Raw genomic sequence first — 21,103 nt, 5'->3', positions numbered from 1 at the left:
TTATGCCCTTTCTTTGCGATTTTTCAATTCTATTATAGATTTCGTTATGCCATATGTTATTATATCTGCCATCTTCATTACAACATTGAGCCTTGTGTTTTGTAGTACCATAAATTCCATAAATCCAGAAATATTTACTATACCTGTCACATACATATTTCCTATAGGAGGTAAATCTTTTGAAACACCAGCACCGGGTTTTATAGCACCTTCACCTATAGATATACAGCCTACATGATTTAGTGAACCAAGACATGCATCTACAGCTATAATAAAAGGATTTTTATGTACTTTTTTAATATTGTATAAGGTTTCATTTATATTTTTTGCATGGACAGGTTCGCTTAATGTTCCATAAATACCGATTCTATCTGAAAAGAAATTTTTCAGTTTATATCCAACTATTGGTCCAAGACTGTCACCAGTGGATCTGTCTGTTCCAATACAGACAACGACAAAGTCATCCTTAAAGTTAAACAATCTATTAAAACATCTTGAAAATTCCAAACTAAAATCACTGTAACACGTTTTATCATTTATGTTGATTAATTTCACTATGCCATCTCCTTAAAGCGTATTTCTATAATTATTTTTCACAAGTTTCGTTCCGTTAATACACTGTAATTAAGTATTGGTTGAAAACAGACACATAAATGTGTATTATAATATTAGGTGTTTTAAGGTGGTTTTTATGAATATTGTTGATGTTCTAATAGTTTTGATAATTTCATATTTTATATACTCTGGTTTTATAAGTGGTTTTATTATGACACTTTACGGATTAGCAAATATTGTAATATCATGGATTTTGACTGTGAAGTTTTATCCAATTGTATCACAGTATATAATGGGGAATGTAAAATTGTTGGATTTTGTATTGAAATTGGCAGGTTCTTTAAAAAATGTAGTCTTTAATGTTACATCTATAAAGTCGTTTGTAGATTTGATTAGCATAGTTTTGATATTTTTGTTCTTTACATTATTTTTAAAAATCTTTGCAGTGATACTCAACAAATTATTGAATTATCCGTTTATAAGGATTTTTAACAAAATAGCTGGTGGACTTTTAGGCATGGTAGAAGGATTTGCATTTGTTTTTTTCATATTCAGTTTGTTTAAAGTTATAAACAATATGTTACCACTAAGTTATTGGGCATATATAGACAAGTCTCAGTTTGCAAAGCTATTTTTGAATAACAATGATGTCCTTAAAATGTTTTTGCTATAATTTAGAGTGAAAGGATGTTTGATTTGGAATATCTGCTTAATTTGTATAATCAAATACTGAAACTTTATGAAATAAAGATGCTAGGAACGACTTTTGATATTTTAAAAGTCGTAATAATAGCATATATTGCCAAAAAATTAGGATACCTTTTGATAGATAGATTCTATGTAATGCAGGAGAAGTCTAAGATACAATTTTCTGAAAGGAAGATAAAAACACTTTCTTCTCTTACAAAAAATATTTTAAGGTATGTCATATACTTTGTTGCAATTTACTCTATACTGGAGATATTAGGATTAAAAATGGGTTCAATACTGGCTGTAGCTGGTGTAGGCAGTCTTGCAGTTGGATTTGGAGCACAAAGTCTTGTGAAAGATGTCATAACAGGTTTTTTTATAATATTTGAAGATCAATTTGGAGTTGGTGACTATATTACTATAAACAATTTTTCAGGAACTGTGGAGGAAATCGGACTTAGAGTCACAAAAATTAGGGACTTTTCAGGTGATCTTAATATTATTCCAAATGGCGAAATTACGTCTGTAACAAACCATTCTAAAGGTGCTATGAGAGCTCTCGTAACTATTGGTATATCTTATGAAGAGGATGTAGACAAAGCTTTAAAGATATTAAATGAAATATGTAATGCGGTAAAAAAAGATAGAGATGATATATTAGAAGGACCTTCAGTACTTGGTATAACCAACTTTAAAGATTCTGCTATTGAAGTCACAATAATTGCGAAGACGAAGCCAATGCAGCAGTGGGCTGTAGAGAGGGATTTAAGATATAGAATAAAGCAGGAATTTGATGATAATAGTGTAGAGTTTCCATATCCACACATGGATGTTGTATTAAAAGATATTAATAAGAAAGGTGATAGTGATGCCGAAAGAGATTAACGTGGGTGATATTGTCAAGATGAAAAAACTCCATCCGTGTGGAGGAGACGAATGGGAGGTACTTAGAGTAGGTATGGACATAAGGATAAAATGTTTAAAGTGCGGTAGAATGGTGCTGATGCCAAGACCTAAATTTGAGAAGGGAATGAAAAAAATAATAAAAACTGTTGAAAAACCAAATGAACAATGATAAAATAACAATATGGATTGCCGCCTTGCCCAATAGGGCCGTAAAGTCCGTAAGGAGGTGAAATAATGAGATCGTATGAAACAATATTTATAATTTCTCCAGATGTCAATGATGAAGCAAGACCTGCTTTAATTGAGAAGTTCAAAAATCTCATAACAGAAAAAGGTGGAGAAATTACAAATGTCGATGAGTGGGGCAGAAGGAAGCTTGCTTATGAAATCGATAAGAAGAGTGAAGGGTATTACGTTTTGATGAACTTTAACAGTGATGTAGATGTCCCACACGAACTTGAGAGAGTTTACAAAATAACAGACGGTATATTGAGATATCTTATTGTTAAAGTTGATAAATAATTCATTGATAGGTGGGTTAAATAATGTTAAATAAAGTTGTATTGATAGGCCGTTTAACAAAAGATCCTGTCCTAAAATATGCGTCATCAAATATGATTCCTGTAACGACTTTTACACTTGCTGTTAACAGGAATTATACTCAGCAAAATGGTGACAGGTTGGCAGATTTTATACCCATCGTTACATGGCGAAAACTTGCAGAGATTTGTGGAAATAATCTTAAAAAGGGAAGATTAGTTGCTGTCGCCGGAAGTATCCAGACTCGTTCATGGGATGACAACAGCGGCAATCGCCACTGGATTACAGAAGTTGTTGCAGATGAAGTTAAATTTTTGGATTCCAACAAAAGCAGTGGCAATGATCCTATGATTGATTTAGGCAAAGATATTCATAGTTTTGATATCGATGTGGATGGCGGCGATTTTGATGGATTTAGTCCGGTAGAGTCAGAAGATGATCTTCCATTCTAAGGAGGGTTGAGTATGTCAGGCAACAATAACAATAATAGCAATGCTAAAGAAAATTCCGCTCAAAAGAGAAAAAACAGAAAAGCAAAAAAGCGTGTCTGTGCTTTTTGTGCCGACAAGATAGATTATATAGATTATAAAGAAGTTGGTAAGTTGCGTAAGTATATAACAGAAAGAGGCAAGATATTGCCTAGAAGGATAACTGGAAACTGTGCAATACATCAAAGACAGCTTACAGTTGCCATAAAAAGAGCAAGGCAAATTGCACTACTACCATATACAGTCGAATAATGATATAATAGAGAGGGCGCAGCCCTCTCTTGTTTTTCATGTGTATAAGGTGGGATATTATGGATAATAATTTTGATATAACGAAGAATATCAAAAGCTTAGAAAATTTAAAAGTAGAGCTTTTAGATAGAACGGCATCTATATTCAAGAATTTTAATAATGATGATATATCACTAGAGCTGATTGATAATATATGCCATGTGATAATTACTGGGTATTTGTTGGGAAATAAATTAGGATATGATTTTAGAGAAATTGACGAGGAGATTTTAAAGCGCATAAGATCTATTTTGGCAGAAATCGATGAAGAGGGTTCGGAGAATTATAAAGATCTTATTGCTTATCTTAAAAAGAGGTAAGATCTATACATGGAGGCGCAGAGATGGATAGCAAAAATATTGCAAATGCAGCTATTATGGTGGCTATGGCAGTTATAATTGTTTTAATTGGTGCATATGTACCACCGCTTTTTTTCATACTTTTTTTTGTACCAGTGCCTATAAGCATTGTATCTATTAGAAGCGATTTATTATATGGGATTTTATCCACTATTATAGTTTTTATAGCTACATTTTTATTTACAGATATTATAACTGCCTCAATAGTTGCAGTTATAAGTGTAATCGGAATTATAATGGGTTATCTCATAAAAAAAGGGAATACACCTCGTGATGTTGTAATAGAGACTGGAGTAATATCTTTAGTTGGATTTGTTGGGCTATTGTATATTCTCAAAATATTTGGTATAAATGTAATAAACAGTATTTTAAATGATTATGCACAAATTGGGAATGAGGTCTTAGCACTTTATAAAAATACCCCCAATGAAGCTGCGATTAGAAGCATGATAAATTATATGATAGAGACTATTAAAGTTTTGCTGCCTTCGATTTTTGTCATAATGATTGCTATAGTTGTTGTGGCAAACTATATGCTTTTGTCCAAGATAATGATGAAAGATCAGAAAGTAAAAAGATTGCCTCAATTTATGTTTTGGAGGATGCCGTACGTGACGGGTTGGATATTTATCGGTGCCCTTTTATATCAGTATTTTGTAAATTCCAGTATAGTGGCGTCTAATCTTTTGCTTCTTCTGTCTATTGGATTTACTATAAGCGGTCTTTCTTACGTTAAATATTTCATTACAAAGAGATTTAATTTAAGTTCTGCCATCAGCAATATCATATTGTTAGCATTGTTTCTATTTCCTGTTACTTTTTCATTAATGACACTGTTAGGAGTAATCGATACAAGCATGAATTTGAGAAAATTTACTTAGAAATTTGATTAACTTAGTATCTAAGTTTTAAGGGGATGTGGATATGTTTGATAAAAAAATTTATAAATTGATATCCTCTGTAAGTCTACTTAATGCAATTTTGTCAGCGGTTCTGACGATTACAGTTTTATATTACAATATTTATATAGGTTTTGCATCAATGGTATTGCTGATATACATTTTGTACTTAGAGTACAAGGGAGAAAAAAAGAAGCGGACAGAATTTGATAAGTACATTGAAAGACTTTTTTTTAGTGTTGATAAGGCGTCTGGCAATGTATTATCACTTTTGCCTATACCAGTCGCTTTAATAAGCGATGAAGGAAATATAGTATGGTATAATTCATGTTTTGCTCAAAATTTTGAAGATAAGAAAGACATAAATAATATTATTTTAAAATATGCTAAATCAAGAAAAGATGATAAGTATCATTTTAAAATAGGCAATAAATACTATTACATGATGAGCATATTATCTCAACCTAAAAGAAAAAAGTCTAAAGACAATCATACTTATTATAATATTTTCATTTTTGACGAAACTGATTACATGGAAATATCAAAGAAACTTAGCAATTTACAACCGGTTTTAGGCTACATACTTGTAGATAATTATGAAGAAGCACTTCAGTCTGCAGATGATTTAAATAGGCCTGTTATTGCGGCAGAGATTGAAAGAAGGCTTAATATCTGGGCACAGTCTATGAATGCATATATAATTAAATATGCTAATGATAGGTACATCTTTGTTACACAAGAGAGAGATCTTAACAATCTAGAAGAAAATCGATTTGAAATACTTGACTTCATAAGAGATATAAATGTAGGCAACAAAATTCCTGTAACATTGAGTATAGGTGTTGGTGCTGATTCACCTGAGTTCAGCAAATTGAACGAGTATGCAACGTCTGCAATTGATTTAGCTTTAGGCAGAGGCGGAGACCAAGCCGTCGTAAAAAAAGGTGAAAAAATTTTGATTTACGGTGGTAAAACACAAGCTGTTGAAAAAAGGACAAAAGTCAAAGCCAGAGTTGTATCACATGCAATAAGAGAGCTTATTGAGGAGTCTTCTAATGTTTTGGTGATGGGACATAATTTTATGGATTTTGATTCTTTAGGTGCAGCGATTGGTATGTACAGGTGTGCTGTATCACTTGGAAAAGAAGCTAAGATAATTTTAGATAAATCGAATCCAGCAATAGAAACTCTCTTAGAAAAGATAGAAAGAGACGAGGAATATGCAAATCCATTTATAGATGTAGGCAATGTAAAAAGTGTCGTTAATCAGAAAACATTGCTTATAGTAGTAGATGCTCACAGACCAAGTTATTTAACGTATCCTGAATTGGTAAATCTTGTAGAGAGGATAATAGTTATAGATCACCACAGAAGGGGAAAAGAGTTTATAGACAAGGCATTGCTTGTTTACCTTGAGCCGTACGCATCTTCTACGTGTGAGCTTGTGACGGAGATATCCCAGTATATTAAAGATAAAGTAGACTTAAAACCGATAGAGGCAGAAGCTTTACTTGCTGGAATAACAGTTGATACAAAAAATTTTACATTTAGGACAGGTGTAAGGACGTTTGAGGCAGCATCTTATTTGAGGAGGAAAGGAGCAGATACCATATCTGTCAAGATGCTATTTCAAAATGATTTAAAATCGTATATAATAAAATCTACGATAGTTAAAAATGCGGAAATAACAAAAGAAGGGATAGCAATTGCTGTAAGCCCTGAAGAGACTGACAATGTGATTGCTGCTCAAGCTGCAGACGAGCTTTTAAACATAAAAGGTGTTCAGGCATCTTTTGTCGTATTTAAAAGGCATGACGACGTGGCTATCAGCGGAAGGTCTATAGGAGATATAAATGTTCAGGTAATACTTGAAAAACTCGGAGGCGGTGGACATTTAACTGTTGCAGGTGCGCAGGTTAAAAAACCCCTTCAAAATGTAATAGATGATTTGAAGAAAGCTATTGATGAATACTTTAAGGAAGGTGAATTGTAATGAAAGTGATTTTGCAAAAAGATGTAAAGGGCATAGGTAAAGCAGGCGATATAGTAAATGTAAGCGATGGTTATGGCAGGAATTATCTTTTGCCACGGGGGCTTGCTATAGATGCCACGAAGTCCAATATAAATGTGCTTAATGAAAAGAAGAAGGCAGAGGAGAAAAAAAGGCAGAAAGAGGTGGAAGCAGCACAAGAGATAGCAAAAAAGCTCTCACAGGAGACAATTAAGCTTAAAGTAAAGACAGGAGAAAATGGCAAATTGTTTGGTTCTATAACGTCTAAGGATATACAAGATGAGCTAAAGAAAAGAGGATACGATATAGACAAAAAGAAAATAAATCTTGCTGATGCAATAAAAACAACAGGTACATTTAATGTAGATGTAAAATTGTACCCCGGCATACAGGCTAAAATAAAAGTAGAGGTTGTAGGCGAATAAAATTTTTTGCAGGTCTTGGTACTAAAAATTCACAGGGTTTTGGTTGCTTTAAGGGGGGTATGAGATGGAGTGGAATAAAATCCCTCCTCAAAATATAGAGGCAGAGCAAGCTGTTTTAGGTGCAATGCTTTTATCAAGGGATGCCATAATCGATGCATCTGAGATAATTAAAGCAGATGATTTTTATAAAGAGTCAAATAAAAAGCTTTTTACAATCATTATGGATATGTTTGAAAAAAACATACCGGTTGATTTAGTTACTGTCGTTGATGAGTTGAGAAGGCAAAACCTTTTGGAGGCTGTTGGAGGACTTGACTACATAACAAATTTATCATCCAGTATTGTTACTACTGCTAATGTATCGTATTATGCAAAGATGATTAGGGAAAAGGCTACATTAAGGCGTCTTATCCAAGCTTCATCTGAAATAATGGAAATGGGATATAGCGGCGGCGATATCCATGATGTATTGGATGCGGCAGAACAAAAGATATTTGATATAGCACAGGGAAGGAACACTGAAAATTTTTATCCCATAAAAGATGTCTTAATGGATACATTTTATAATATAGAGAATCTCTATAAAAATAAAGGGCATCTGACCGGTGTGCCGTCAGGTTTTCCGGATCTGGATTTGAAGACATCTGGATTTCAGCCATCAGATTTCATACTTTTAGCAGCGAGGCCTTCAATGGGTAAAACATCATTTGCTTTAAACATTGCAGAAAATGCGGCGCTGGCGCTTAAAGAGCCTGTTGCAATATTTAGCCTTGAGATGTCAAAAGAGCAGCTTGTAAATAGACTTATATGCTCTACAGCTAATATCGATAGCCAGAAATTAAGGACTGGCAATTTAGATGATGATGATTGGCCAAGACTTGCTGCTGCAATGGCACCTCTTTCCACAGCACCAATATACATTGATGATACACCTGGCATATCTGTGATGGACATAAGGGCAAAGTGTAGAAGACTAAAGCTGGAGAAAGGTTTATCATTGGTGCTTATAGATTACTTGCAGCTTATGCAAGGAAGAGGAAATTCGGAAAGCCGCCAGCAAGAAGTTTCAGAGATATCAAGGTCATTAAAAGGACTTGCGAGGGAATTACAGGTTCCCATTATAACATTATCGCAGCTATCCCGTGCACCTGAGGCAAGATCAGATCATAGGCCAATTTTAAGCGATTTAAGAGAATCAGGTGCAATAGAACAGGATGCTGACATAGTGATGTTTCTCTACAGAGATGATTATTACAACAAAGACTCCGAAAAGAAAAATATAGCAGAGCTAATCATTGCAAAACACAGAAATGGGCCAACAGGTACGATTGAGCTATTGTGGATGGGACAATATACGAAATTTGTAAGTATTGAAAAATACAGGACAGAATAGGTAAGAAGGTATTTTTATGTGTGAATATGATTATCTTAAGAAGATACCCTATTTCAATACTCTTAGCGAAAATTCATTAAAAGAATTGGATAAAATCGCCTATAAAAAAGAGTACAAAAAGGGTAGCATTATTTTTTTTGAAGGTGATGAAGGAGATGCTATCTACTTTGTAAAAACAGGTAAAATTAAGATTTCAAAAACGTCACAACAAGGCAAAGAGCATATTATTAAAATCATGGAAAATGGAGATATATTTGCTGAATCCCTTCTATTTATAGGTGGGAAATACCCAGCTACAGCGGAAGCGATAGAAGATTCAATAATTATCATCTTAAAAAACAAAGACATTGAAAATCTCATATTAAAGAATAACGAAATAGCCCTTGGTATAATAAAACTTATGGCAAAAAGACTACAGAATGTTGCAGTTATAATTGAAAACTTGGCATTGAAGGATTCTTTAGGTAGGACTGTTTCTATACTTTTGACATTTGCAAGAGAAAAAGGTGTGAAAAATAAAGAAGGAATTGCTATAGAATTAAACTTAAGCAGACAAGACCTTGCCAACATGGTAGGGACGTCTCGAGAAAATATGACAAGAATTTTAAGTCAGTTAGACAAAGAAGGAGTTATAAAACTGGATAGACACGCTATAATAATAAAAGATGTAAATGCGTTAAAAAATTTGTCATAAATTTGTTGTATACATAAAGATTGTATGTTATAATTTATGTGCAATTGAATAAAGTTCGTTAAGTGAGGCTCCTATGCGGATACATGCTGATGCCCGGAAACATCGAGAGATGCCAATGGGTCAACAGATTCTACCGTAACAAGGTTTAATCTAATTCAGCTGGTGAAGCCTATGCCGCATAGTGCTAAAACCCAACGAGTGTGTTGAGAAAAGAGCCTTTTACTTTATTGTAAAAGGCTTAAATTTTTCAAAAGGCAGGTGGTAATGATGGACTCTGGCCCTTATAATAAGCGAATAAAATTTAAAAATTCAAAAAAGAATATGAGGGAGGAGTCTATCTTACCTTAAACTCCTCCCGGTGAAAAGGAGGTAGTATGATGCCTATTTTAAGCCTTTATTTAAGCAGAATCTTAGGAAATAAGATATTTTTAAAAAATGGTGAAGTTCTAGGCAGGTTAAAAGACATCGGTGTTTCAACGGCTATTCAGCATCCTGTAGCCATATCCATGGTAGTAAAAACGAGATTGGGCACTAAGACATACAAATGGGAGAATATGAAGATAACAAAAAAGTTTGGGCAGTATGAACTTGTATGCAATAATCCAGTAGAAGCAGGTAATCTTAAGGATGTTTTATACTTATCAAAAAACGTTTTGGATAAGCAGATTATTGATGTCAATGGAAGAAAAGTTGTAAGGGTAAATGATATAAGGCTTGCACTTTTGGATAAGGGCTTGTTTGCGATTGCTGTTGATATAGGAATTGAAGGAATTTTAAGAAGGCTTGGACTTGCAAAGCCGTTAAAAAGGGTATTAAAGAGATTTGGCAAAACCGTATCCAGTAAATTCATACTTTGGGAGGATATAGAAACAGTTTCTCGTTCAAATGAAAATATAATGTTATCAAAGACTTATCATAAATTGGCAACACTTCACCCTTCAGACCTTGCGGACATAATCGAAGATCTTGATTTAAAAACCGGTATAGATATATTTTCAAGCCTCGAGCATGGAAGAGCAGCAGATGTGCTGGAAGAGATGGAGACAGATACTCAAAGAAGCATATTAAACGAGCTACCTGTGTCTAAGGCTGCAGATATTTTGGAAGAAATGCCTGCAGATGAAGTTGCAGACATACTTGATGATCTGAATGAAGAAAAAGTTGAAGAACTGTTAAATGAAATGGAAAACAATGCCTCATTAGAAGTTAGAGAGCTGATGGAGTATCCTGAGTATGTTGTTGGAAGCTTGATGACAACTGATTTTGTGGCATTTGAGAATACTCTTTCCGTTGAAGAGGCAATACGTGAGCTGAGGCTTTTAAAACCTGATGAAGACATTATATATTATCTTTATATAGTCGATAAAACGAATAAACTTTTAGGAGCTGTAACATTAAGAGATTTAGTCATTTCAGAGCCAAACACTCTGTTAAATGATATTATGAACAGAGATATAATTTATACAAAAGACACAGACTCTATTAAGTCGCTTATAAAAACTGTGACTAAGTACAACTTGGTGGCAATACCTGTCGTTGATGATGATATGAAGCTTTTAGGAACAGTACTTATAAACGACATTATATATGAACTGATGAAGAGCGGAAAGATGTACGCAAGGAGGTAGTGTGGAGTGGCAAAGAGAAAGACATTTCTTACAAATTTGTTGATATTTCTGTCTATTTTAGGCCCAGGTATTATAACAGGAAGTGTAGATAATGATGCAGGTGGCATAACCACGTATTCTGTGGCAGGTGCCATTTACGGATATAAATTGCTTTGGACATTGATACCATCATTTATTGTCTTAATAGTGATTCAAGAGATGAATGCTAGAATGGGTGTTGTAACAGGAAAAGGATTGGCAGATCTCATAAGAGAAAATTTTGGTGTAAAAGTTACATTTTTTATTTTTCTTGGACTCCTCATTGCGGATATTGGCAACACTGCAACAGAATTTGCCGGCGTTGCAGGCAGTATGGAGATTTTTGGCATTAGCAAGTATATAATGGTACCTTTAGCGGCTATTGCAGTTTGGCTTCTAATTGTCAAGGGGAATTATACGATAGCAGAAAAGGTGTTTTTGGTTTTTAGCGTATTTTTGCTGTCTTATATAATTTCAGCCCTTTTGGCACATCCGGATTGGAAGACAATTGGATTATCTATATTAAAACCTACGATGTCGTTTAAAGCAGATTATTTAAGCATGGTAATAGGTATCGTCGGTACTACAATAGCCCCTTGGATGCAATTTTACATGCAGTCATCTGTTATAGAAAAAGGCGTAAAAATAGAGGATTATAGGTACACTATTTGGGATGTTGTGATAGGCTGTATCGCAACAGTAGCCGTAGCATTTTTTATAATAGTAGCTTGCGCATCCACACTTCATGTTAACGGAATAAGGATAAACGAGGCAAAGGATGCAGCTATGGCTTTAAAACCGCTGGCTGGTGAGTTGGCTTCAGGTGTATTTGCGTTTGGGCTTTTTATTGCGTCAATTTTTTCTGCTGCAATACTTCCGGTTGCAACGGCATTTTACATCTGTGAAGCATTTGGTTTTGAAGCAGGTATAGACAAAAGGCTTGATGAAGCTCCAGAATTTTATACACTATTTACGGCTATAATCATCATAGCTGTTGCCATAATATTGATTCCACATGCACCACTTATTACCATAACAATATGGACACAGGTATTGAACGGTATTTTATTGCCGGTAGTTTTAATATCTATGATGCTACTTGTAAATAATAAAGAAATAATGGGCAAATACGTAAATAGTCCTGCAAAAAATGTTATTGGTTGGGGAACTACAATTGTATTGATTTCACTAACCGCAATTCTTATGGTGTTTTCATTTGTATAAAATTAAAGTATATTTAAAGGCGGTATGCCCGTCTTTTATTTTTTATGTCAAAATGTTTTAAAATATGTATATCTACAGTATACAAGTGTTGTTTTTACAGTTTTAAAATGGTAAATTATAGATGAGGTGGTACTATGTCTGAGCTTATATATATTATTGATGATGATAAGAATATTAGAGATTTAATGGTTAAATACGTCGAAAAAGAAGGGTATAATGTAAAAGCATTTGATAATGCTGAAGACGTCTTAGAAAATTTCAATAAAGATAAGCCTGATATGCTTATCTTAGACATAATGATGCCTGGAATGGACGGTTACGAGCTTTGCAAGGAAATAAGGAAGATAAGCGATGTGCCAATAATAATTGTTTCTGCAAGAGATGAGGATTTGGATAAAATATTAGGTTTAGAATTAGGATCTGATGATTACATTGCAAAGCCTTTTTCGCCTAGAGAGCTTATAGCAAGAATGAAATCTGTATTTAGAAGGGTGAAAATGCCTAAAAGAAGCAACGAGATAAAAATAAAAGATATAGTTATAGTTCCAGACGAAAGGAAAGTCCTTTACAATGGAGAAGAAATGAGTTTTACTTCGATGGAGTTTGAGCTAATACAATTTTTAGCTGAGAATGCAAATAAGGCATTTACAAGAGAACAGCTTTTAGAGAAAGTCTGGAAATATGATTCGTTTACTGAGACAAGGGCAGTTGACGATATGGTAAAAAGGGTAAGGAAAAAATTGCAAAGCTATGGTTGTGAGTTTAATATTTCTACCATTTGGGGATATGGTTATAAGGTGGAATCGTGATGTCTATAAGATTTAAGTTGATAATTTCTTATATATTGCTTATATTTATTTCATTCTCTATAATCGGTGTATTTTTTAATTTAATGATAAGGGACTTTTTAATAAATGAAGCGAGGCAAAATCTCATAAGGCAAGGTTCTGTTATACAGAGGCTTTACAATGGAAGGATAAGTACGCCTGAGGCGTTGCAATCCATAAGGTACATGCCGCAGTTTAGGGTTGGTGGCAAAATCCTTGATGGCGATTTGCTAGTAGTAGACCTTAATGGTGATATTGTGTACTCATCAAAACAAAACCCGTTTGGTGGAGGCAATAAGATAGAGTACGCTATACTGGATAAAATAACAAAGGAAGGCTCTTACAATAGCATAAAGATAGGCAACATAGATGTAGTAGCTGCTGTATTTCCCATAATAAGCAATATAAGCGGAAAAGTAATAGGTTCTATAGTTATGTATACACTTGTCAAAGGCATAAAGATTGCTTCCCTTCATATAGTAGGAGTCCTTTTAAAAGGATTTTTAGTCTCTGGCATAATATCACTCATAATAGGTTATTTGCTTTCAAAATCTATCTCCGCACCAATTGCAAAACTAACAGAAGTGGTTGAGAAGATTAAAAACAAGAAGTTTGGGGAAAAGGTAGAAATAAAATCTGATGGAGAAATAAAGCTTTTGGCAGATGCTTTTAACGACATGTCTGTGGAACTCAGGAATTACTATACATCCCAAAGGCGTTTTTTGCAAAATGCTTCACATGAGTTAAAGACTCCCCTTATGTCAATACAAGGCTATGCAGAAGGGATAAAGGATGGGGTCATTGAAAGTGATGATATACCAAAGTCTCTAGACATAATAATAGATGAAAGCATAAGGCTTAGAGACATCGTAAATGACTTGATGTATCTGACGAAACTAGAGACACATCAAGAAGGCCTTAAAATGCACAAAGAATATCTCAAAGACATTTTTGACGAATGTATAGAGAAAATAATGCCTCAGTTAAATAAGAAAAACATTAAAATAGGATTAAGTGGTGATGATGCAGTCGTAAAATGCGATAGAGGGAAATTGATTCAAGCTTTTATGAATATATTAAGCAATGGTGTAAGGTATGCTAAAACGGCAATAGATGTAGAAACACATAATCAAAAAGACCATGTAGAGATAAAGATTAAAAATGATGGGAGGAAATTTACAGATGAAGAATTAAACAATATGTTCGAAAGGTTTTTTAAAGGTGATGAGGGTGAAACAGGCCTTGGTCTTGCTATTACTAAGGCAATAATAGAATGGCACGGTGGAACAATTGAAGCCTTTAACACAGATGAAGGTGTCTGTTTTTTAATAAAGCTTAGAACTGCATAAGCCATAAAAAATTATTTTTTGTGGTATAATATAAAAGTTCTAAAGTTTATAGTCTTGATGACGATAATGATAAGTGAGGTGTTAATTTGAAGGCTACAGTTTTTGCTTTATTTACAGGTCTGTTGGTTGGACTTATATTTTCATTTTTGAAGCTGCCACTGCCTGCACCAAATGTTCTCCCGGGTATAGCAGGAATAGTAGGTATTTACTTGGGCGGCCAATTATTTATGTATATAGCTAAACTTTTAGGCAGGTAGTTATATATATTTTGTCGTTAAAATAGGGAGAATATATAAAAGTTAGGGGGTATATGAATGAAAAGTATATTTTGGAGATTGATGCTTTCCTTTATAGTTGTAGTACTTGTTCCTCTTGCTGGGACATATCAATATGTTGTGGATGACACACGTAAAGGCGTATTTGTTATTGTAGCGGTTGTTTCGTTTTTATTGTCAATATTATTTTCAATATACATATCATTATCAATTACAAAGCCTATATCCAGGCTTAAAGAAGGTTTTAAAAAGCTTTCAGATGGAAATTTTAATGCCAATGTAAAAAGGGGACGCAATGACGAGCTGGGTTCTTTGATAGAAAGCTACAATATGATGGTTAACAGGGTAAGAAGCATAATTAAAAATGTGACTGAATTCGCTAAAAATACAGAGAGTACAGTAAGCAATTTTTCAAGCTCTATAGAAGAGGCAAATACGACTTTCAGCCAGATATCAAAAGCAGTAGAAGAAATAGCTCAAGGTTCTTCAGAACAGGCAAAAGATGCTTCCAATGCAGCAGAAATGGCACAGAAAATGGGACAGAATATCGATGAATCTGCAAACTACTTCAAAGCTGTAGAAGAATCTACAAACAATGCCAACATGATAAGCCAAAATGGTATAGAAACAATAAAATCACTAAAGGACAAGACAGCCGAAACTAAAGAGTCAATTGACAGCGTTGTTGCTGAGATTAATGAATTGCAGTCAAATTCAAGACAGATAGAAAAGATTATAGAAGTTATTACAGGAATATCTGATCAGACAAACCTTCTAGCTTTAAATGCTGCGATTGAGGCTGCAAGAGCTGGTGAAGCAGGCAAAGGATTTGCAGTCGTTGCAGAAGAAGTGAGAAACTTAGCTGAACAGTCAAGAGAAGCAGCGTCAGAGATTGCAAAGATTATAGGCAATATTAAACAGAAAACTGATGCGACTGTCGAACAGGCTAATGTAGTTAAGCAAATCGCTGATGAACAATCAGATCAGGTGGAGACTACTGCACAGGCGTTTAATGATATTAAATCGTCTATAGATACGATTATTAAAAATACGCGGGTATTGAATGATGCTGTTGTAGGACTTACAGAGTACAAAAATGAGATTATATCTTCTATTGAAAATATATCGGCAGTTTCGGAGGAAACTGCGGCATCTACAGAAGAAGTATCTGCATCAACTGAAGAGCAATCTAAATTTATACACGATATTAAAGACGATTTAGAGAATTTGTTGAGCACTGTTAGAGATCTTGACAAAGAGCTATCAAAGATTATCGTTTCCTAATTCTTGAAAAAGAGACTACGAACATCAGTCCAGCGGCTATTGCTAAAGCGATGCCGATGGTTTGCAGGCCTAAATCAAAGGCCTGTTTATTATTGCCTTGAATTATGGCAAGTACTGTCTTGTAGGAATATGCTCCCGGTACTAATGGGATGATGCCGGGTATGACAAATATAGTTGTAGGGTACTTCTTTTTTTGGGCAAAAACTTCTCCCATTATACCAATGAAAAGGGATGCTATAAAAGAAGCTGCCACAATAGATGGATATATTTTCATGGACAAAAGGTATCCGGCCCATCCAATTGCGCCAGATAGTCCTGATACAACTATAGCATCAAATGGTACATTAAAGAGAAATGCAAAACCGGCTGTTGCAAAAAAACCGTATAAAATCTGCAGTATCATAGTTTACCTCCAATTACATACCATATATTAAGGATAAATCCTACTCCAGCGGCGATGCTTATAGCAGACATTCCTGCTTCAACACCTCTAGAGACAGCTGACACTAGATCACCCCATATGGCATCTCTTACAGCATTTGTTATGGCCACACCTGGAAGGAGTGTCACGATGGATCCTATTATGATACCATTTAATGTACCGACAGAAAAATGCGAAAAGATTATTCCAAGTAATGCTGCAAATGCTCCACCGATGATGTTGATTATAAATGTTGAAAGACGCAAATTTTCAAAATATGTTACAAATATTTGTAAAAATGTGGCAGTTACAAATGTAGGCAAGAAATCTTTAAGCGTACTTCCTAGTAACATACCTGACGATGCAGCTGCAACACCTGCAAAAAATATTCTCAACACATAATTGTATTTACCTTTTGATCTTATTTCCCTTAATTCCTCTACGTATTTGTCAAAATTCAGTGTATCTAATTTTTCCCCGCTAAACCTTCTTGATAAATCATTGACAAGAGCAACCTTATTCAAATCGCTATCTCTTTGTTTTACTCTTGTTATTGTAGTCTGAATCTTCCCATCATTTTCAATAGATGCAAAAATGCCTGTAGGTGTTACGAACGTCTCTATTCTCTCCACTTTGTTTTCCAGCATTCTTGTTATTGTGTCTTCACTTCTGTATGTTTCTCCGCCATTTTCCAATACCGTCTGGCCTGCTGTAACGGCAAATTTTAAAAGATCTTCGTGATTCAATTAGTTACATTCCTTTCATATTATAAAATTTACAAGACTATTATATATTATTTTTGGGCATAAAAAAACGACATTAATGATATAGGAATTTAAAAAGGCAACAGTATTATATAAGGTATGATTTTATTGACTTTATCTCATTAACGAAATAAAAGTTGGCATTAAAAAATTAAAAATTGGTCTCAAAAAATCCAGAATACGGGTAAAAAACGAACTTTATGCAAAAAATATTGATTATTATTCGTAATTTTAGTTGATTAAATTAAGAATATCTGATAATATACTTAAGGGGATGTTGTTATCTTATCTAGAAGGAGTGTTTCATATGAAATCATACGATGTAATAATAGTTGGTGGTGGTCCGGCAGGACTATTTGCATCCCTGGAATTGGTGAAAGAAAATAGTGGACTTAACATATTGCTTCTAGAAAAAGGTAGAGATATAAGAGGAAGAGTATGTCCCATAAGTCAGTATGGCTCAAAGTGCACAAACTGCAAACCGTGTTCCATCACATGCGGAATAGGTGGAGCAGGTGCTTTTAGCGATGGAAAACTTACTTTGACATCTGACTATGGTGGTGTTTTGGATGAATATATTCCAAAGTCACAATTGGATGAGCTGATAAATTACGTAGACAGTGTTTATGTGAAATTTGGCGGAACTAGAGAAGTACACGGAACTGATAAAGAAAAAATAAGGGAAATAGAAAAAAGAGCTGCTGCGGCAGACTTGAAATTAATACCTGCTGTTATAAAGCATTTAGGCACGGAAAAGTGTTACGACATAATAAAAAATATAGAAGATTTTTTAATGGATAAAATAGAGATAAAGACTAAAAAGATGGTTAAGGAGATACTGACGGAAGACGGCAAAGCCTACGGTGTTGTGACAGAGGATGGGGAGAAGTACTTGGCTAAATTTGTAGTAGTTGTGCCAGGAAGGGAAGGTGCTGACTGGTTTAAGAGAGAATCAGAGAGGTTGTCTCTTGAGACGAAAAATAATGCGGTCGATGTTGGTGTCAGAGTAGAAATTCCTGCTGTCGTCATGGAAGACATAACAGACGTTGTTTATGAGTCGAAATTCATTTACTATTCAAAGTCTTTTGATGACAGAGTCAGGACTTTTTGTATGAATCCTTATGGTAAAGTAGTTGTAGAAAATAATGAAGGCCTTAAGACTGTCAATGGACACAGTTACAAAGATATAAAGACAGATAACACAAATTTTGCAATACTTGTAAGCAAAGAATTTACAGAACCATTTAAAGAGCCAATTGCGTATGGAAAGTACATTGCATCACTGGCAAATATGCTGGGGGACGGCGTAATTGTGCAGAGGCTTGGGGATCTTTTGTCAGGTAGAAGGTCAACTCCAGAAAGGCTTAAAAGAGGGCTTGTAGAACCTACTCTTAAAGATGCCACACCAGGTGATTTAAGCCTTGTACTACCTTATAGATTTCTCCAATCCATCGTTGAAATGCTTGAGGCTCTTGACAAAGTATCACCTGGCATTTATTCCAAGCACACCCTTTTGTATGGGGTAGAAGTGAAGTTCTATTCATCTAGAGTAAAACTTACAAATAAGTTTGAAACGCAAATCGAAAATCTCTTTGCAGCCGGCGATGGTGCAGGTATTACAAGGGGGCTAGCACAAGCATCTGTGTCAGGTGTCGTTGTTGCGAGAGAAATTTTAAATAGAGTTAAGTAAGGAAAGGAGCAAAAATAATGTCAACACTTGTCATAGTAGGCTCACAATGGGGCGATGAAGGAAAAGGAAAGATAACTGATTATCTTGCTGAAAAGGCCGATGTCGTCGTAAGATATCAAGGTGGCAATAACGCTGGACATACTGTTGAGAAAGATGGTATTCAATATAAATTGCATTTAATACCATCTGGTATTCTTTATCCTGATAAAATCTGCATAATTGGAAATGGCGTTGTACTAGATCCTGCTTCACTGATTGAGGAGATAAATACACTGAAAAGCCAAGGAATTAGCGTAGAAAATTTAAAAATAAGCGATAGGGCACATATAGTTCTTCCGTATCATGTTAGACTTGATGAATTGGAAGAATTGTCTAAAGGTGAGAACGATATAGGCACAACAAAGAGAGGCATTGGCCCATGTTATATGGATAAATCAGAAAGGATTGGAATAAGGGCTTGCGACCTTGTAGATCCCCAATCTTTTAAAGAAAAACTGATGAATAACGTACAAAGTAAGAATAAGATATTTACCAAAATATATGATTCAAAAGAAATGGATTTTGAAAAAATATATGAAGAATACATGAATTATGCAGAAATTTTAAAACCTTACATCGTTGATACAACTTCGCTTTTGTATGATTTAATAAAAAAAGGCAAAAAGGTATTATTTGAAGGTGCTCAGGGAACTCTTCTTGATATCGATTTAGGGACATATCCGTATGTTACAGCATCACATCCGATATCAGGTGGTGTAACTGTGGGTGCAGGTATAGGCCCTACAATGATTAATGATGTGGTAGGAGTTGTTAAAGCGTATACGACAAGAGTCGGAAAGGGGCCATTTCCCACAGAGCTCTTTAATGAAGAAGGAGATTTTTTAAGGGAGAAAGGACATGAGTACGGCACAACGACAGGAAGGCCCAGAAGATGCGGCTGGCTTGACATTGTCATAGTCAATTACGCTGTAAGAGTATCCGGCATAAGAACATTTGCACTGACTAAACTTGATACACTGACAGGACTTAAAAAGATTAAAATATGTACAGGATATAGATATAATGGGAAAATAATAAATAATTTTCCGGCTAGTTTAAAAGACCTTGCTATGTGTGAGCCTGTCTATGAGGAATTAGATGGATGGACAGAAGACATAACTAATATTAAAAAATTTGAAGATTTGCCTCAAAACGCTAAGAAATATGTAGAAAGGATAGAAGAACTGACAGGAATAAATGCTTCAATAATATCTGTAGGTCCAGGAAGAGAAAAGACGATAATCAGAGAGGAACTGATGAAATAGCCATCAGTTCCCTATAAAAATTTCTCACTTTAAAGTTGCTATAAGAAAAATGCAGCTCGAAACAGTTGAAAAGCCTAATATATGAATAAAAAAAGGTAAAGAAAATCAAATTTTTTTTGATTTTCTTCATTTTTTAGCAGGAATCTTACGCCTTTATGTCGAATATATAAGTAAGTATACTTTAAAAATAGAAAGGGTAATGAAAATGAATGAAGATTTATCAAAAATAAGACAAAGAATTTCACAATTAAGTAAAAGACGGCAAATGCTTGAGAATAAAATCATGAATACAGGAGATATTTTAAAAGCTTCATATTATGAACGTTTCATCGTATGTGGCAAACCAAATTGCAAATGCATGCATGGAGAAAAGCATGGACCAATACCCTGGATAACATGCAAAAAAGAAACTAAAACCGTATCAACTTCAGTTCCATCTAACAACGTTGCAAGAACAAAAGAAATGACCGAAAACTATAAAACATTTAGAAATGCTCAAAAAGAAATAAAAAAGATAAATAATGAGATAAATGAATTAATACAAGAGATTTTAAAAATAAAGGAAGGAGATATAGATGAAATCATTAAAAAGTAAATCAAAAGAAAATAAAATAAAAGACATAATAGAAAACAAAAGAAAAGTGACAGAAGCATTAAAAAATAAAAAAATAGACTTTGCCATAAATACCAAATGGCCTTTTATAGGACAATTTCTAAAATTTCTCGAATGCCAAGGAATTATTAAAGAACTTAAGACAATCACTGGTACACATCTTAGAAAAATGATAGCAACGCACATATTTGTACTGTTATACATATTAAAAATTATTGTTGGAATTCCTAAGATACGTGGGAGTGAAATGCTGTTAGGAGATTTAGGAGCGATGAGTTTACTCGGACTTAATGTAGACAAATTAAAAAATGGACTATGTGAAAGAGGAGATTCCAATCAATACGGGAAAGGATATAAAAAAAACAACCATGCATCATGGATGTGTTTACATTATTAGACAATATTGAGAAATGTAGTAAAGACAGTGTAATTGAAGCTTTTAATAATAGTGTACA

Annotated in this window: 25 protein-coding genes and 1 riboswitch; of the genes, 22 read left to right on the top strand and 3 right to left on the bottom strand. The window is 34.3% G+C overall.

What is annotated here, in order from left to right; genetic code table 11:
* Entirely contained in the window at positions 1-555 is a 555-nt protein-coding gene (gene yyaC / locus J2Z80_RS07930; protein WP_209453907.1) for a spore protease YyaC, read from the bottom strand.
* Between the two features lie 136 nt (positions 556-691).
* On the opposite strand from yyaC, the gene J2Z80_RS07925 reads away from it, so the two are divergent.
* The 18 genes from J2Z80_RS07925 (at position 692) to J2Z80_RS07840 (ending at position 15,856) form a co-directional block, all read left to right on the top strand.
* On the top strand, positions 692-1,228 hold the full coding sequence (locus J2Z80_RS07925; protein WP_209453906.1) for a CvpA family protein: 537 nt from the start codon (positions 692-694) through the stop codon (positions 1,226-1,228).
* A gap of 23 nt (positions 1,229-1,251) precedes the next feature.
* Positions 1,252-2,130, top strand: a complete 879-nt coding sequence (mscS, locus tag J2Z80_RS07920; protein ID WP_432422710.1) for a small-conductance mechanosensitive channel MscS — start codon at positions 1,252-1,254, stop codon at positions 2,128-2,130.
* Positions 2,114-2,320, top strand: coding sequence for a DUF951 domain-containing protein (locus tag J2Z80_RS07915; protein ID WP_192403688.1), 207 nt, complete (start codon positions 2,114-2,116; stop codon positions 2,318-2,320). The genes mscS and J2Z80_RS07915 overlap by 17 nt, the downstream gene beginning before the upstream one ends.
* Before the next feature lie 65 nt (positions 2,321-2,385).
* A complete protein-coding gene (gene rpsF, locus J2Z80_RS07910) occupies positions 2,386-2,673 on the top strand; it encodes a 30S ribosomal protein S6 (RefSeq protein WP_013299131.1) in 288 nt (95 codons plus the stop codon).
* A gap of 23 nt (positions 2,674-2,696) precedes the next feature.
* The gene (locus J2Z80_RS07905) at positions 2,697-3,143 is read left to right on the top strand and encodes a single-stranded DNA-binding protein (RefSeq protein ID WP_192403686.1); all 447 of its coding nucleotides are present in this window, start codon (positions 2,697-2,699) and stop codon (positions 3,141-3,143) included.
* A gap of 12 nt (positions 3,144-3,155) precedes the next feature.
* Entirely contained in the window at positions 3,156-3,431 is a 276-nt protein-coding gene (gene rpsR, locus J2Z80_RS07900) for a 30S ribosomal protein S18 (protein ID WP_209453904.1), read from the top strand.
* A 59-nt stretch (positions 3,432-3,490) separates the two neighbouring features.
* Complete coding sequence (locus J2Z80_RS07895; RefSeq protein ID WP_209453903.1) at positions 3,491-3,790, top strand: MazG-like family protein; 300 nt, start codon at positions 3,491-3,493, stop codon at positions 3,788-3,790.
* A 23-nt stretch (positions 3,791-3,813) separates the two neighbouring features.
* Complete coding sequence (locus J2Z80_RS07890) at positions 3,814-4,710, top strand: YybS family protein (protein ID WP_209453902.1); 897 nt, start codon at positions 3,814-3,816, stop codon at positions 4,708-4,710.
* A gap of 43 nt (positions 4,711-4,753) precedes the next feature.
* Positions 4,754-6,721: a DHH family phosphoesterase gene (locus tag J2Z80_RS07885; protein ID WP_209453901.1), complete on the top strand. Its 1,968-nt coding sequence runs from the start codon at positions 4,754-4,756 to the stop codon at positions 6,719-6,721.
* Positions 6,721-7,164 (top strand): 50S ribosomal protein L9, encoded by a 444-nt coding sequence (gene rplI, locus J2Z80_RS07880; protein ID WP_209453900.1) that lies wholly within the window; start codon positions 6,721-6,723, stop codon positions 7,162-7,164. Before J2Z80_RS07885 ends, rplI begins: the two co-directional genes overlap by 1 nt.
* A 64-nt stretch (positions 7,165-7,228) precedes the next feature.
* On the top strand, positions 7,229-8,557 hold the full coding sequence (gene dnaB / locus J2Z80_RS07875; protein WP_209453899.1) for a replicative DNA helicase: 1,329 nt from the start codon (positions 7,229-7,231) through the stop codon (positions 8,555-8,557).
* Between the two features lie 16 nt (positions 8,558-8,573).
* The gene (locus J2Z80_RS07870) at positions 8,574-9,251 is read left to right on the top strand and encodes a Crp/Fnr family transcriptional regulator (RefSeq protein ID WP_209453898.1); all 678 of its coding nucleotides are present in this window, start codon (positions 8,574-8,576) and stop codon (positions 9,249-9,251) included.
* 47 nt (positions 9,252-9,298) lie between these two features.
* Positions 9,299-9,461, top strand: a riboswitch (M-box (ykoK) riboswitch).
* Between the two features lie 167 nt (positions 9,462-9,628).
* A complete protein-coding gene (locus J2Z80_RS07865; RefSeq protein ID WP_209453897.1) occupies positions 9,629-10,879 on the top strand; it encodes a magnesium transporter in 1,251 nt (416 codons plus the stop codon).
* A gap of 6 nt (positions 10,880-10,885) precedes the next feature.
* Positions 10,886-12,121, top strand: coding sequence for an Nramp family divalent metal transporter (locus J2Z80_RS07860; RefSeq protein WP_209453896.1), 1,236 nt, complete (start codon positions 10,886-10,888; stop codon positions 12,119-12,121).
* 134 nt (positions 12,122-12,255) lie between these two features.
* The gene (locus J2Z80_RS07855; protein ID WP_209453895.1) at positions 12,256-12,930 is read left to right on the top strand and encodes a response regulator transcription factor; all 675 of its coding nucleotides are present in this window, start codon (positions 12,256-12,258) and stop codon (positions 12,928-12,930) included.
* Complete coding sequence (locus tag J2Z80_RS07850) at positions 12,930-14,297, top strand: sensor histidine kinase (protein ID WP_209453894.1); 1,368 nt, start codon at positions 12,930-12,932, stop codon at positions 14,295-14,297. Before J2Z80_RS07855 ends, J2Z80_RS07850 begins: the two co-directional genes overlap by 1 nt.
* Before the next feature lie 86 nt (positions 14,298-14,383).
* Entirely contained in the window at positions 14,384-14,554 is a 171-nt protein-coding gene (locus J2Z80_RS07845) for a XapX domain-containing protein (protein WP_209453893.1), read from the top strand.
* Between the two features lie 57 nt (positions 14,555-14,611).
* On the top strand, positions 14,612-15,856 hold the full coding sequence (locus J2Z80_RS07840; RefSeq protein ID WP_209453892.1) for a methyl-accepting chemotaxis protein: 1,245 nt from the start codon (positions 14,612-14,614) through the stop codon (positions 15,854-15,856).
* On the opposite strand, the gene J2Z80_RS07835 is transcribed toward J2Z80_RS07840, so the two are convergent.
* Positions 15,843-16,259: a threonine/serine exporter family protein gene (locus J2Z80_RS07835; protein WP_209453891.1), complete on the bottom strand. Its 417-nt coding sequence runs from the start codon at positions 16,257-16,259 to the stop codon at positions 15,843-15,845. The genes J2Z80_RS07840 and J2Z80_RS07835 overlap by 14 nt on opposite strands.
* Complete coding sequence (locus tag J2Z80_RS07830) at positions 16,256-17,023, bottom strand: threonine/serine exporter family protein (RefSeq protein WP_209453890.1); 768 nt, start codon at positions 17,021-17,023, stop codon at positions 16,256-16,258. The genes J2Z80_RS07835 and J2Z80_RS07830 overlap by 4 nt, the downstream gene beginning before the upstream one ends.
* A gap of 325 nt (positions 17,024-17,348) precedes the next feature.
* Here J2Z80_RS07830 and J2Z80_RS07825 point away from each other — a divergent pair, with 325 nt between their 5' ends.
* The 4 genes from J2Z80_RS07825 (at position 17,349) to J2Z80_RS07810 (ending at position 21,045) form a co-directional block, all read left to right on the top strand.
* Entirely contained in the window at positions 17,349-18,731 is a 1,383-nt protein-coding gene (locus tag J2Z80_RS07825) for an NAD(P)/FAD-dependent oxidoreductase (protein WP_209453889.1), read from the top strand.
* Between the two features lie 17 nt (positions 18,732-18,748).
* The gene (locus J2Z80_RS07820) at positions 18,749-20,035 is read left to right on the top strand and encodes an adenylosuccinate synthase (protein ID WP_209453888.1); all 1,287 of its coding nucleotides are present in this window, start codon (positions 18,749-18,751) and stop codon (positions 20,033-20,035) included.
* A 205-nt stretch (positions 20,036-20,240) separates the two neighbouring features.
* A complete protein-coding gene (locus J2Z80_RS07815) occupies positions 20,241-20,630 on the top strand; it encodes a DUF6788 family protein (RefSeq protein ID WP_209453887.1) in 390 nt (129 codons plus the stop codon).
* On the top strand, positions 20,611-21,045 hold the full coding sequence (locus tag J2Z80_RS07810; protein WP_209453886.1) for a hypothetical protein: 435 nt from the start codon (positions 20,611-20,613) through the stop codon (positions 21,043-21,045). Before J2Z80_RS07815 ends, J2Z80_RS07810 begins: the two co-directional genes overlap by 20 nt.
* The last annotated feature ends 58 nt before the right edge of the window (positions 21,046-21,103 follow it).

The sequence above is a fragment of the Thermoanaerobacterium butyriciformans genome, assembly GCF_017874545.1.
Taxonomy (GTDB): Bacteria; Bacillota; Thermoanaerobacteria; order Thermoanaerobacterales; family Thermoanaerobacteraceae; genus Thermoanaerobacterium; species Thermoanaerobacterium butyriciformans.
Note: the sequence above shows the minus strand (reverse complement) of the source record. Positions and strands in the feature narration are given on the sequence as shown.

Bases quoted from the DNA above. Each gene is read 5' to 3' on its own strand.
- J2Z80_RS07890 (WP_209453902.1), top strand. From the start codon at position 3,814: ATGGATAGCAAAAATATTGCAAATGCAGCTATTATGGTGGCTATGGCA.
- J2Z80_RS07895 (WP_209453903.1), top strand. From the start codon at position 3,491: ATGGATAATAATTTTGATATAACGAAGAATATCAAAAGCTTAGAAAAT.
- J2Z80_RS07815 (WP_209453887.1), top strand. From the start codon at position 20,241: ATGAATGAAGATTTATCAAAAATAAGACAAAGAATTTCACAATTAAGT.
- J2Z80_RS07850 (WP_209453894.1), top strand. From the start codon at position 12,930: ATGTCTATAAGATTTAAGTTGATAATTTCTTATATATTGCTTATATTT.
- J2Z80_RS07925 (WP_209453906.1), top strand. From the start codon at position 692: ATGAATATTGTTGATGTTCTAATAGTTTTGATAATTTCATATTTTATA.
- rplI (WP_209453900.1), top strand. From the start codon at position 6,721: ATGAAAGTGATTTTGCAAAAAGATGTAAAGGGCATAGGTAAAGCAGGC.
- J2Z80_RS07825 (WP_209453889.1), top strand. From the start codon at position 17,349: ATGAAATCATACGATGTAATAATAGTTGGTGGTGGTCCGGCAGGACTA.
- dnaB (WP_209453899.1), top strand. From the start codon at position 7,229: ATGGAGTGGAATAAAATCCCTCCTCAAAATATAGAGGCAGAGCAAGCT.
- J2Z80_RS07855 (WP_209453895.1), top strand. From the start codon at position 12,256: ATGTCTGAGCTTATATATATTATTGATGATGATAAGAATATTAGAGAT.
- J2Z80_RS07885 (WP_209453901.1), top strand. From the start codon at position 4,754: ATGTTTGATAAAAAAATTTATAAATTGATATCCTCTGTAAGTCTACTT.
- J2Z80_RS07905 (WP_192403686.1), top strand. From the start codon at position 2,697: ATGTTAAATAAAGTTGTATTGATAGGCCGTTTAACAAAAGATCCTGTC.
- J2Z80_RS07865 (WP_209453897.1), top strand. From the start codon at position 9,629: ATGCCTATTTTAAGCCTTTATTTAAGCAGAATCTTAGGAAATAAGATA.
- J2Z80_RS07810 (WP_209453886.1), top strand. From the start codon at position 20,611: ATGAAATCATTAAAAAGTAAATCAAAAGAAAATAAAATAAAAGACATA.
- rpsF (WP_013299131.1), top strand. From the start codon at position 2,386: ATGAGATCGTATGAAACAATATTTATAATTTCTCCAGATGTCAATGAT.
- J2Z80_RS07840 (WP_209453892.1), top strand. From the start codon at position 14,612: ATGAAAAGTATATTTTGGAGATTGATGCTTTCCTTTATAGTTGTAGTA.
- J2Z80_RS07835 (WP_209453891.1), bottom strand. From the start codon at position 16,259: ATGATACTGCAGATTTTATACGGTTTTTTTGCAACAGCCGGTTTTGCA.
- rpsR (WP_209453904.1), top strand. From the start codon at position 3,156: ATGTCAGGCAACAATAACAATAATAGCAATGCTAAAGAAAATTCCGCT.
- J2Z80_RS07820 (WP_209453888.1), top strand. From the start codon at position 18,749: ATGTCAACACTTGTCATAGTAGGCTCACAATGGGGCGATGAAGGAAAA.
- J2Z80_RS07870 (WP_209453898.1), top strand. From the start codon at position 8,574: ATGTGTGAATATGATTATCTTAAGAAGATACCCTATTTCAATACTCTT.
- J2Z80_RS07915 (WP_192403688.1), top strand. From the start codon at position 2,114: ATGCCGAAAGAGATTAACGTGGGTGATATTGTCAAGATGAAAAAACTC.